The sequence below is a fragment of the Commensalibacter papalotli (ex Servin-Garciduenas et al. 2014) genome (genome assembly GCF_000527695.1).
GTDB classification, from domain to species: domain Bacteria; phylum Pseudomonadota; class Alphaproteobacteria; order Acetobacterales; family Acetobacteraceae; genus Commensalibacter; species Commensalibacter papalotli.
The window spans coordinates 521,093-534,215 of sequence record NZ_ATSX01000001.1 but is presented as its reverse complement, the minus strand read 5'-3'; the positions used below and the strand labels follow the sequence as shown (position 1 = coordinate 534,215).

The 13,123-nt window shown below is 34.5% G+C and carries 11 protein-coding genes; 5 read left to right on the top strand and 6 right to left on the bottom strand.

Going from position 1 to position 13,123, the window contains the following annotated elements:
* Window positions 1-18: 18 nt before the first annotated feature.
* The 4 genes from pheT to rpmI form a co-directional block, all read right to left on the bottom strand.
* Window positions 19-2,478, bottom strand: coding sequence for a phenylalanine--tRNA ligase subunit beta (gene pheT / locus COMX_RS02395; protein WP_034336596.1), 2,460 nt, complete (start codon window positions 2,476-2,478; stop codon window positions 19-21).
* Between the two features lie 3 nt (window positions 2,479-2,481).
* Window positions 2,482-3,549, bottom strand: coding sequence for a phenylalanine--tRNA ligase subunit alpha (gene pheS, locus COMX_RS02390; protein ID WP_034336593.1), 1,068 nt, complete (start codon window positions 3,547-3,549; stop codon window positions 2,482-2,484).
* Between the two features lie 91 nt (window positions 3,550-3,640).
* Window positions 3,641-3,997: a 50S ribosomal protein L20 gene (gene rplT / locus COMX_RS02385; RefSeq protein WP_034336591.1), complete on the bottom strand. Its 357-nt coding sequence runs from the start codon at window positions 3,995-3,997 to the stop codon at window positions 3,641-3,643.
* 14 nt (window positions 3,998-4,011) lie between these two features.
* Window positions 4,012-4,218 carry a 50S ribosomal protein L35 gene (gene rpmI, locus COMX_RS02380; protein WP_034336589.1) on the bottom strand — a complete coding sequence of 69 codons (207 nt, stop codon included), beginning with the start codon at window positions 4,216-4,218 and terminating at the stop codon, window positions 4,012-4,014.
* A 230-nt stretch (window positions 4,219-4,448) separates the two neighbouring features.
* Here rpmI and COMX_RS02375 point away from each other — a divergent pair, with 230 nt between their 5' ends.
* Window positions 4,449-5,387, top strand: a complete 939-nt coding sequence (locus tag COMX_RS02375) for a DMT family transporter (protein WP_034336587.1) — start codon at window positions 4,449-4,451, stop codon at window positions 5,385-5,387.
* A gap of 303 nt (window positions 5,388-5,690) precedes the next feature.
* On the opposite strand, the gene COMX_RS02370 is transcribed toward COMX_RS02375, so the two are convergent.
* A complete protein-coding gene (locus COMX_RS02370; protein WP_034336585.1) occupies window positions 5,691-6,203 on the bottom strand; it encodes a ClbS/DfsB family four-helix bundle protein in 513 nt (170 codons plus the stop codon).
* Window positions 6,204-6,318: 115 nt separating this feature from the next.
* On the opposite strand from COMX_RS02370, the gene COMX_RS02365 reads away from it, so the two are divergent.
* A complete protein-coding gene (locus tag COMX_RS02365; RefSeq protein WP_034336583.1) occupies window positions 6,319-7,239 on the top strand; it encodes a DMT family transporter in 921 nt (306 codons plus the stop codon).
* Between the two features lie 12 nt (window positions 7,240-7,251).
* Here the strand turns inward: COMX_RS02365 and COMX_RS02360 are convergent, their stop codons facing one another.
* Window positions 7,252-8,196 (bottom strand): aldo/keto reductase, encoded by a 945-nt coding sequence (locus COMX_RS02360; protein WP_034336581.1) that lies wholly within the window; start codon window positions 8,194-8,196, stop codon window positions 7,252-7,254.
* A 233-nt stretch (window positions 8,197-8,429) separates the two neighbouring features.
* Here COMX_RS02360 and COMX_RS02355 point away from each other — a divergent pair, with 233 nt between their 5' ends.
* The 3 genes from COMX_RS02355 to COMX_RS02345 all read left to right on the top strand — a co-directional run bounded on the left by COMX_RS02355 (window position 8,430) and on the right by COMX_RS02345 (window position 13,115).
* Window positions 8,430-9,872: a discoidin domain-containing protein gene (locus tag COMX_RS02355; RefSeq protein WP_034336579.1), complete on the top strand. Its 1,443-nt coding sequence runs from the start codon at window positions 8,430-8,432 to the stop codon at window positions 9,870-9,872.
* 10 nt (window positions 9,873-9,882) lie between these two features.
* Entirely contained in the window at window positions 9,883-11,316 is a 1,434-nt protein-coding gene (locus COMX_RS02350; protein ID WP_034336577.1) for a discoidin domain-containing protein, read from the top strand.
* Between the two features lie 62 nt (window positions 11,317-11,378).
* Entirely contained in the window at window positions 11,379-13,115 is a 1,737-nt protein-coding gene (locus COMX_RS02345) for a tetratricopeptide repeat protein (protein ID WP_034336575.1), read from the top strand.
* Window positions 13,116-13,123: the final 8 nt, after the last annotated feature.

Below are 13,123 nucleotides of genomic sequence, written 5' to 3'. Positions count from 1 at the left end.
TTTATTCATATTCTTACTTTACCGTAAAGTTCCACCTGTTAGTCGCGAAACTTCTTTGATAATTTTTTGGGAAATTGCCTCAATTTCTTCGTCTTTTAAACTGTGATCCTGAGGCTGCAATGTAACTTGAATAGCAACAGATTTATTTCCTTCTGATACTTTTTCACCTACATAAACGTCAAAAAGCTCTACGTTAGATATAAATTGACGATCAGCTTGTTTGGCTGCACTAAGCACTTTACCCACTTGCACGTCTTTTTTCACTACAAAAGCAAAATCACGCTTTAAGGGTTGGAATGGTGGCAAGAAAGGTGGTTTTTTCTTTTGTGCTTTTTTAGAAATTATATTATCAACCATAATTTCAAAAATCATAGGTGCCTGGTCAAATCCAAATTCTTTGACCAAAGATGGATGTAATTCTCCAAAATAACCCAAAATATTTTTGGGGCCCAAGCTTAATCGACCAGAACGACCAGGATGATAATAGATCGGCGTATCAGTTGTTACTTGTAAAGAATCTACAGTAACCCCCAAACCTTCAAGCACCGTATAGACATCTGCTTTAACGTCCCATAAGGTAACTTCTGGTGCTTTACCGTTAATCTGGCGGGGCATTACCCCATAACGTATGCCTGCGGCAATTGTTTTTTCAAACTCTTGAACGAAAGCAGGGCCAACTTCAAAAAATCCAATATTAGCCCATCCTCGAGCAATATTACGTTGTGCTGTTGGTAACAATGAAGCCAAAGGTGTTGGACGCAACTGATCCATATCATTTGAAATTGGATTAAGCAAACGCAAATCCTCTGAAGCATCACCCAAACGCGCTGCAATCTCATGATCAACAAAAGAAAAACCAACCGTTTCTACCAAAGCACGCGCTGCTAATATACGAGCACAATAAGTAGAGCGTTCTTGCTCGGGGGTCAACGCTGCTTTTGGAATAGCTTGGCATCTTGGCAATGAAACCTCTGGTACATGATCCAAACCGATGATGCGTAAAACTTCTTCAATCAGATCAACTTCACCTTCCATTGCGTGTGCAATTTGTTGAAGGTCGACAGCTCTCACAGCTTCGATACTGGGATGTTGTGACATATTCATGGGCATCACAATATCATTTCGCCATGAAGGTATTTCAACAGTTACCGAAAACTCATCTTGATTTTGCACTATAAAACCCAAGGATGTTAAAATCTCGACTACTTTGTGTGGAGCAACTTCCATCCCACCAAATTCTTTTAACTGTGCAAAACGTAAGGTCGCATTGCGTTGCCACGCAGGTTCAGCACCAACGCTTACCACTTCGCTGGCTTTCCCACCACAAAGATCCAAAATCATCTGTGTAGCAGCTTCCATTGCATCTGGTAATAATGCTTGATCTACACCCCGTTCGAAACGTTGTCGGGCATCTGTTGTGATAAAATGACGACGGCCACTTAATGCGATGGTTACTGGGTTAAATAAAGCACATTCGATAAAAACACTGGAAGTTTCTTCTGTTACACCTGTATGCTCTCCGCCCATCAATCCAGCCAGAGACTGAACACCAGATTGATCAGCAATCACACAATCTTTGTCTGTAACTTGATATTCTTTGCCATCTAAAGCAATGAATTTTTCACCTTGACCAGGACAAAGCGTTAATGTGTTTCCTGTAATTTTATCAACGTCAAATACATGTAATGGACGACCAAGATCAAACGTAAAGAAATTAGTAATATCAACAAGCAGTGATATTGGACGAACGCCAACAGCTCTTAATCGCGCTTGCAGCCATTCTGGACTGGGGCCATTTTTTACATTGGTAATTGTACGCCCCAATATCCACGGACAAGCTTGGGTGAATTGATTATCCCATGTAATCTCTGAAGGAAAAGAACCCTCAACTGCTTTTGGTTCCCAAGGTTTCAAAGTCCCCATACCGACCGCTGCCAAATCCCTGGCAATATTACGAATAGATAGCGCATCACCTCTATTCGGTGTGATCGAAATTTCAATTACTGGATCATTTAAATCCGCAAAATCAACATAAGATGTACCAACAGTGGCATCTTCTGGCAACTCCATAATGCCGTCTTGCTCTGCACCAAGCCCAAGCTCTTCGGTTGAGCACATCATACCATTACTTTGTTCACCACGGATTTTGCCCGCTTTAAGCGTAATATCACTGCCTGGAACATAAGTCCCAACAGGAGCAAATATGGTTACCAGTCCAGCTCTGGCATTTGGAGCCCCACATACAACCTGAACATTCTCAAATCCCTCACCGGCGTCCACTTGGCAAACTTGCAAACGATCTGCATTTGGGTGTTGGGCGGCAGATAAAATACGCGCAATTCTGAATGCACCAAGTGTCTTACCTGGATCTTCCACCCCTTCAACTTCTAACCCAATAACATTCAAGGCTGCACAGATTTCATCAAGGGATTTATTAGTATCTAAATGGTCACGTAACCAGGATAAAGTAAATTTCATTGCTTATATCCCCTCATGCAAGGCAACAGATCTAAAGGATGAAAAACCATAATGGCGTAACCAACGAACGTCCCCTTCGTAAAAAGATCGTAAATCAGAAATACCGTATTTTAACATAGTTAAGCGTTCGATACCCATACCAAAAGCAAAAGCTTGCCATTCACTGGGATCAACACCACAATTAGCCAGCACTCTGGAGTGCATCATTCCCGACCCCAAAATCTCTAACCAATCTGAACTGCCACCCAATTCACCTGTTTTACGATTCCAACCAATATCAATTTCCATAGAAGGTTCTGTAAAAGGAAAATAAGAAGAGCGAAAACGCACAGGTAAATGTGGAATACCAAAATAAGCACGTAAGAAATCCACTAAACACCCTTTTAAATGCCCAAGGGTAAGACCTTTCTCCACAACCATTCCTTCACATTGATGAAACATTGGAGAATGTGTAGCGTCATGATCTGCACGATAAGTACGACCAGGAGCAATGATACGAATAGGTGGTTCTTGATCCAGCAAAGTGCGGATTTGTACTGTTGATGTATGAGTACGCAAAACTTTTTGCTGACCATTAAGGGGGTCAGAAGGTAAATAAAAAGTATCGTGATCAGCACGCGCTGGATGATTTTCATCAATATTTAATGCTGAGAAATTAAACCAATCTGTATCAACATTTGGACCTTCAGCAACTTTAAAACCCATCGTGCCAAAAATTGCAGTAATTTCTTCAATCGTTCTGCGTAATGGATGCAAAAAACCCGTCGTCACAGTTACAGGCATAGTAATATCGACTGCCTCTGCACTTAGCTTTTCATTTAATGCAATTTCTTCTAAAACTACTTTACGGGTTTCAATCGCTTGAGTTAACTCATCGCGTAATTTATTTAAAATTCCACCACGCTCTTTACGCAATTCAGGTGGGCATTTTCCCAATTCCTTGAGTTTTTGCGTTAATGAAGCTGATTTTCCCAATGTTGCAACACGCACAGCATCCCAAGCACGTAAATCTTGTGCTTTATCCAATGCCAAAAGTGTTTCTTGCTTGATACTTTCTAGATCGTTATCCATCTCAACCCTCAAATAAACAAAAAAGGCCGTCTTTGCAGACAGCCCTCTTTTCTACTCATTTTCATGAACAGACAAATCTTATTATTAAGACTTAAGCGAGAGCCGCTTGTGCCTTTTTAACAATTTCTGCAAAAGTTGCTGCATCATCATATGCAATCGCAGCTAATACTTTACGGTCTAACTCGATACCTGCTTTGTTCAAACCATTGATAAAGCGGCTGTAGGTTAAGCCATGTTCACGAACTGCTGCGTTGATACGTTGAATCCATAATGCACGGAAATCACGTTTTTTAACGCGACGATCACGATATGCATATTGTAAAGATTTTTCCAAGCGTTCCAAAGCAATACGATAGTTCGTAGAAGAACGACCACGGAATCCTTTAGATTGACTTAATACTTTTTTATGACGAGCGTGTGTTGTGACGCCGCGTTTTACTCTTGCCATGGTTCAATTATTCCTTAACGTGATAGGCCGTATGGGGCCCATTGTTTAACCGTACGACCATCTTGTGGTTCTAATGTTTGTGAACCGCGATTGGTACGTTTTGCTTTTTGAGTACGGTTAATCAAACCGTGGCGTTTATTACCAGGACCAGCCAGGACTTTACCAGTAGCCGTGATTTTAAAGCGTTTTTTGACCGATGATTTGGTCTTCATCTTGGGCATTTCTATCTCCTTTGAATACAAAGTTTCACATCCCATTATGGGAGCACGTCACAAAGTGGGCATGCCCTATATTTCAGCCCAACCCGTAAACGTAGTGTGTTTATATAACCACTATTCATTATAAGCTCAAGCAAAATCATTCAAAATAAATAAAAAACTTTTGTTTTTTTATTAGAAATTAAATACAGAAAGAATAACTTCTCTTTTAAATATAAATAAGCTTTGAACCTATGCCAATTTCTAGTATCCGACAAACCCTTGACTCAATTAAAACAATCAATCTGACCAGCGAACGCGCAGGAATGATTTATATTATTGTTGCTGGATGTATTTGGGGATTTGGTGGGGTCGTGGGGCAATATGTCTTACAATATAAACATATTGATGCTGCTTGGATTATTGGAATTCGATTGTGGCTTCCAGGATTATTGTTATTAACTTTATGTTACCGCAAACATAAAAAGGCAATTTTCAATCCTCTTAAAAACCCTCAAGAACTGATGTTACTGATCATCTTTTCTATTGTTGGAATGATGGCATCTCAGCTTTTTTATTTTTTAACCATCAAATATTCGAATGCTGCAACTGCTACGATATTACAATATTTATATCCAGTAGTCATCGCCATTATTCTGGCAATTTATCTAAGAAAACGTCCATCTATTTATGTGATGATTTCAATTATTCTAGCTATCATTGGCGCTTTTTGTCTAGTAACTGATGGATCGATTGATAATATCACCTTGCCTGCTAAAGCAATTGTTTACGGTTCTATATGTGTTATTGGTTCAGTTACTTATACACTTTTACCCATACCTTTGTTGAAAAAGTATAATACAAGCACCATTGCAGGATGGGGAATGTTAATTGGTGGCATTGTTTTAAATTTCTTTCATCCTTTTTGGCAATTTTCTGGTATTTTAGATTTTCAAGCTATTATCTGTATTCTCTTCATTATCTTTGCTACTGGGATGTTGGCATTTTTACTTTATCTTATCGGAGTAAAAATTATTGGCAGTTCTAAAGGCAGTATCCTTGCTACGATTGAACCCTTGGCTGCTGCCTTTTCCTCAGTCATTTTTTTAAATGTTAAATTTAGCATAGTTGATTGGATTGGCGCTGCCTGTATTATTGCGATGATTGTAATATTGGCTAAAAATAAAGTTTAAATGATCTTTCTTCATAATGTTATTATTTGATTATATATTCTTAGACTTAAACCATAAGCACAAAGAAGCAGTTCTTGAACTGCAACTGCAAATATACATGCATAAGTCAAAGCACAATATGCCCCAACAATAAAGTCTAAAATCATTTTCACTCTATTATAAATAGATACCACACTTAATTATTATTTATATTTCTAACCTCTCTGAAACTCAACTATAAATGATTGAATAACAAATATGATTAGATCACGTTGATGACTAATAAAAAAAATTAAACGCAATAAGACATAAACTGAAGATATTCTACAATATCATTAGTTTTTTATATTTTTTAATTTTTTTAAATGCCCAATCATAATGACTTGACGTGGCAGAAATTGAAACACTCGCTAAATGTGCGCTACCAGTCCAAGAAAAAAAATTTTTAGTATATAATTCTTCGTTTGAGAATTGAGTTATCCGTTTCATAACTTGATGATGACTTTGATCTAACAATTTTTTGGCAACATTAAAATCTGTGCTCTGATGTTTTTTCCAAAATTCAATATTCATCAACGGATATGTTTTCCAATTATAAGGCGCAGGTATAAAGGGAAATATCTCTTTGTTTGTTGTGTTTTGTTCTGTCCAATTTAAATAAAGCTGATGCCATTCATAAAGATGAATTAAAACATCTCTGATATTTCGATCCCTATCCTCAAAAGGAAAAGTTCCGAATTGCTTTTCTATGGGAATAGTGTCTACCGTAGAAATTATTTTTTCATAATTACTTTGCGATAATAAAAGCAAGTCGTCTTTATTTGTAGGCCTTACCAAATGATTTCCCCAATAAAATCTATTTTCAAAATGATGCTTATTATTGCCTCATCAACAACGATATAATAATAATTAAAATTAAATTTCTTTCAATCTTTATATAACTGACAATAATATGCCCTCTTCCATTTCCCCTTTAAACTTAAAAAAGAATGAAAATATAGGAATTCTTTGCGTAATTGTCGCTGGGTGTTTATGGGGGTTGGGTGGTATTATTGGGCAATATGCGTTGCAGTACAAGCATATCAATACAGAATGGATGATCGTTATTCGTATGGGGCTACCTGGAGTATTGATTTTGCTCTTTTCTTTTCAACGTTACGGAAGAGAGGTATTTGCCCCATTCCAAAGTAAAAATGAAGCTTTTCGATTAATCGTGCTGGCAGTTGCAGGCATGTGGATTTCTCAGCTAACATTTTACAAAGCTATTCAATATTCAAATGCAGCGACTGCAACTATTTTACAATATTTATACCCTGCTATTATTGCCATATTCCTTACTATTCAGTTAAAAAAATATCCTTCTTTTTATATGATAGTTTCAATTTTCCTATCTATTATTGGGGCTTTTTTACTAGTTACTAATGGCAATTTCAGTGAAATTATATTACCACCCAATGCTATCTTTTATGGTCTAGTTTCAGCATTAACCTCAGCAATCTATACTTTATATTCTATTCCCTTATTACAAAAGCATAACACCATTATTATAGCGGGATGGAGCATGTTTTTAGGAGCTATAATTGCTAATTTTTTTCATCCTTTTTGGCAACTTCAAGGAAACCTGGATTTCGAAGCTTGGGCAGCTATCTTATTTATTGTTTTCATTGGAGGAATGGCTGGGTTTATTTTATTTCTGGTAGGAATAAAAAAAATTGGTGGTGCCAAAGGCAGCGTTCTTTCCACCGTAGAACCTCTTGCCACTGTTCTCTTTTCAGTTTTATTATTAAAAATTAATTTCACATTGGCTGATTGGATTGGGGCTGGCTGTATTATTATGATGATCATATTATTATCCATTAACAAACCATCATAATAATCAATAAATTTAAGCCTGATTTAAAGCTATTAAATCTTCGTTTGTTAATCGAATAGTTAACGATTTTACAAGGCTTTGCAATTGATCGGTTGTTGTTGCGCTTGCGATTGGCGCTGTGACTTCTTTTTGTGCCATTAACCATGCCAAAGAAATCTCAGCTTGAGTAGCTTGATGTTTTTGAGCAATAACTTCTAAAAGATTCAGCATACGCATACCACGATCATTCATATAGGCTGCCACTTTTTCACCACGAGGGCCTTGTTTTAAATCTGCCTTATTACGATATTTTCCAGATAAAAATCCTGAAGCCAAACTGTAATAGGTAATGACCCCTATATTCTGTTTAACCACCAGTTCTCTTAATTCTTTATTGAATTGTTGACGATCATATAAATTATATTCTGGTTGTAACATTTGATAAGCAGGCAAACCTTTTTCTTTCGCTACTTGTAAAGAACTTGATAATTGATCTGCATTCAAATTAGAAGCACCAATCGCTTTGATCTTACCTTCTTTCAAAAGTTGGTCATATGCAGATAAAGTTTCTTCATAAGCTGTATCTGGGTCAGGCCAATGAGATTGATACAAATCAATAACATCAATTTGCAAACGCTTTAAAGATGCCTCCACTGAATGCATAATCCATCTTTTAGAAAGGCCTTTATTATCGCCTCCCATATCTGCACCAACTTTGGTAAAAATTAATAATTTGTCACGTTTCTGTGGATTAGCCTTTAACCACTTCCCCATAATTGTCTCTGATTCACCTCCCACATTACCAGGAGCCCAACGAGAATATACGTCAGCTGTATCAATTGCATTTAGCCCTAAATCTACGATTGCATCAAGGATTTTAAAGCTTTCTTGTTCATTGAGCGTCCACCCAAAAACATTACCTCCAAAAACCAAAGGAACAATTTGAAGACCTGTTTTACCTAAATTTCTTTTCTGCATAACCTTAATTCCTCATAATTATTTATATTTATCAAGATAATATCTTATAAAATTAATATATCTCCCATAATTAAAAAATTATACTCAAAAGAAATATTATTAACTTAAACAAACAATGTATATTTTCATTTATATAAAAAGAGAGAATACTCTTGATCATCCTAAAATATCCAATTAAAAGAATAAAATATAGAATTATTTCGTTAAAATTATATTAACAGGACTATATTATTATGGTTGATATTCGCCAGATTATTGAAGAAAGAGAATTGTTGTTATATCCTCATATTCCGATTGGGGTCTTTCGCAATTCTGGTGAGTGGCCAGAGCCTAAATATCAGCATTCTATATTTCTATATACCAATGACAATAGTAAAAGAGTTATAGAGTGGATTACCTATCACCAACTCATAGGTTTTTCACACTTTTATATTTACTCATATCATGATGATCCGGTACAGTTTTATCAACAAATATTACCTTTTTTAAATACAACGCCTCCCTCTGTAACTTATTATCATTATTCAGCTCCTGGAAATGCACATCAAGCTTTTTGCCATTTTTTTCGAAATTATGCTCACGAAACAAAATGGATTTTATGGTTAAATATTGATGAATTTTTATGTCTTAAAAATTCAGATACTATCCAAGATTTTATGCAACCAGAATACCAAGAAATTGACGCTATTTATTTCAATCTTTGTCATTATGGTCACAGTCATTTTGAATCTGCACCAGATGGCGATATTCTTTTAAACTATACATTTCGTGCAAATGAAATTTCCCCAATTACTCGTGTAATGGTACAAAATTCCAGTGTTCCATATGGTAAACTTTTTCATCACTTTTCTACTAATTTCCAAACAAATTATGATTATCTAGAGCCAAAACTTAATACAACAAATGTTATAGGTGATGATCTATCTTCATATTTTAAAGATTATCCCTTACTTGCTGAAATTTACTTAAATCAAAAAAATTGTTCCGAACAAATTATAGAAACGGCTTATATCGCTCATTTTGGTCTCCCTTCTATTCAATTTATAGAAGACCAAAAAGAAAATGAACAATTCACCTATTACAGTGGTTTACCCCATTCTATTACTGAAAAAGATCTTATGGGTTATTTTGATCAATTCAATCTGGTTGAAGATAGTTTTTTGCACGATTTATGGATTAATCAAATTATTACTGCGTGGGATTACAGCGTTTTCCCAATTAATTTTTGGAACTTATTATCGATCAACAAACCTACATCTCAAAGTTCTACAGATCATGAATGCTCGCCCTCAGAGGATGCAGCGAAATTAATAAACGGTCAATTAATAGGAAGATCCCAAAATTTAACAAAAAAAGAAGATAATCCTTGGTGGCAAATTGATTTACAAGAAATATTTATTATTCACGAAATTCAAATATTCAATCACATAGATCAAGATATCAAAACCTCACATCAATTTGATATTTTAGCTTCTACTAACGGTCAAATTTGGCAATGTATCGAAAAGAAAACAAATAACGAGTTATATGGTGGTATAGATGGATCACCATATGTCTGGACATCTGAAAAAGGTATTTCTGGGCGTTTTATTAAATTTGCTGTCCCAGGAAATAACAAGCAAATTGGTCTAGATCAAATCCAAATTTTTGGCGAAACATTACATAAAGTAATATAGAAAAATCATCATGTCTAACATCTCTTATAAACATTTTATTTATGACCACGAACTGATGTTATATCCTTATGCACCTTTAGGATTACTACATAATCAAGGAGAGTGGCCTTTACCTAAATATAACTTGAGTATAGTCGTTTCTGCATCATCTAAAGATTTAAACATTATTGAATGGATCTCTTATCACCAAGCATTAGGGATTCAACATATCTATTTTTATTGCACTGACGAAGATCCAACTGATTTATATCGTCAAATTATGCCTTTTACTCTTGGAAAACAACCTTTTATTACATTCCATCATTATCGTTTCTCTAAATCTAATACCCAATTATATTTCCATTTTATTCGAAATTATCTGCACGAAACAGAATGGTATATCACTCTAGATATAGTTGATTATTTATATATTCATGAAAAACAAACTGTAACAGCTTTTTTAAACAGCTTTAGCAATATAAATGCAGTTTATTTCAATATGATTTTTTTTGAAAATAGGGAAAAAAAAGTAACTACGAATTTACAAGAATATTTCAAACAAAATCAACCTGTTAATTATCCTTGTATTTACACTAAATTAATGGTTCGAAGTCAATCTTGTCCCTATCAATATCTTTTTTATAATCTAGATAAAAAAATTGATCATCATATTCAAGAAGACAATCTTACCGAACATTCATGTAATGTGCTTCATCAAAACATGAAAAAATATTATGAAAACTTTCCATATAGCGCATTAGTTACAATCAACTCTAATACTCAATCACAAATTGTCGCAACTGCTTACATCGCTCATTTCTGCAACTCAAATGATGTACAAAAAGAAATTGATACTCTATCAGCATTATATATAGGCAACACAATTAAACTTAAATATCAAGACGATACTCAGACGATTAACTTACATCATTATACACCTAATAAATATTGGGAAAAAATAACAAAAAACGTTTGGAAACAGTCACTTCTTCCCGCTCCATTACCTTTACTGTCTATTTTATCAAATGATAAGCCTTGCCAACAAAGCTCTACACCAGGCAAAAGCACTACAGAAGAACTTGCCAAAAATTTAATCAGTGGTCAATTACATGGGACCACACAAACAATTACAAAAAAAGAAAGAAATCCTTGGTGGGAAATTGATCTTCAACAATCATTTATTATCAAAAATATTCGTTTGTTTAATAGTATAGATCTTAATATTAAAAACATGAATCATTTTATGATTGAAAGTTCTGAAGACCATGAAATATGGATTAAAAGACATCAAAAAATAATATCCAATTTATTTGGTGGGGTTGATGGCACTTATTATAATTGGATACACCCTTTGGGAATTAAAGCACGATGGATTCGTATTACAACGGTTGGTGATGATAAAGTATTCTCTTTGGATCAAATACAAATCTTGGGAATTGAGCATAAAAATTTTTATATTCCCTAAACAAAAAACTATATTTAAAATCAATATAGAAAAAAATAGAGAGAAAGGATATATTTATAGTTATGTATAAAAAAATCTCTATTTCTATCTTGTTATTTATGGTTGTCATTGGTGTCATTTTACATTATCGCCATCAAGCGCATATGGAACGTGGTGCTTATGCTGCTTTACAATCAGGATATTTAAACTTAAAAAATGGTAAAAAATTACAAGCTATCGGTGATTTTAGCTTTTTGATTGATTTTTATGGTAAAAAAAGCAACACAACAGTTCAGGAAACTGTTGCAGAGGCTTTACTCAAAAAAGCTGAAATTCTTGTGGACGTAAAAAATACAGATGATGCAATACTAACCTTGGAGCAACTAAGCAATTTATATCTAAAAAGTAACAATAAAAAATTAAAATTTGATGTAGCTCAGGCACTCTTTACAGAAGGAAGTTTGTTACTAGAGCAAGAACAATACGAACCTGCGATGATTACCCTTTCTCACCTTGTTTCTGTCTATGGAAAAAGCAAGAATATAGAAATTAAACGTATGGTTGCACAAGCAATGTATAAAGAAACAGAAATCTTAAATCATTGGGGAAAAACTGATACTGCACTCAACATTCATTCCTCTATTATAGAACAATTTATTAAAGAAAAAGACCCTACTATTCGTTTGATTGCAGCAAAATCCGTAATGGCACGCACAGCAAATCGCTTAAATAACAGAGAGTGGGGGCTTGCACTCTATAATAGTAATATATTCATTAAAATTTTTAATGATGATACATCACCTATTATCAAGGATTTTTTAGCTCATAACCTTTTATACCGTGCTGAAATCCTTCACAGAGTCAAAGTTATTCCTAATGAAGAGAAAGATCTCTTCGGTGATGATCCTCAATCTGCGGCTTTAAAAACTTATGACGAATTATTAACTTTAATTTCTAATCAAGATAATGGCGAATATCCACGATACAAAGCTGCAGCTTTGTTAGGGAAAGCACAAATTTTTTTACAACAAAAAAAATATACAGAAGCATTAAATTTATGTAACACAATTTATGAGAGTTTTTCTAAAAGTGACGTTACAAAAATTAAAGATATAGTTGCTAGATCCTTATTAACCAAAGCACAAATCCTAAGTGCTACACAGCAATATAAACAGGCACTTGTTACTTACGATTTAATTATACAGTCCTATCATTATGATGATAATCATTACACGATTAATAGTGTGTTAATCTCTTCTTATATAGAAGCTAGTGCCTTATTAGAACAATTAAACGACAATGATGAGGCGTTAAAACTTCTTAATCAAGCCATTAACATCTTCAAGGATACTCATAATGAACATATTTATTTCAAAGTAAGTGAAGCCTATATGGCGATGGCCGCTTTACAAGTTAAATTGAAACTTTATGACAATGCTGTGACAACATATACCAGCCTTATTGCCGTAGCTCATCACAAAACATTACCATCCATTCGTTATAACGGTGCTTTGGCTATTATTAAAAAAGCCGAGCTTTTAATCAAACAGCAAAAAGGTAAAGAGATAAAACAAACCTATGATCTTTTGACAAATTTCTATAAAAATGATCAAAATATAAAAGTTAGAGAAGTCGTCGCACAGGGAATGTATGATCGCGCAAAAAGCTTATTTGAACATAACCGAGGTTATACGGCTGTTGATATTATCCGACAAATATTCTTACTTTTTGATAAAGACAAAACTAATCCAACCATTCACTCTGTTTTGGAAAAAACAAAAGATTTACAAAAACAGCTTGGGTCAACAATTGTTTGGTAGCATTGGGT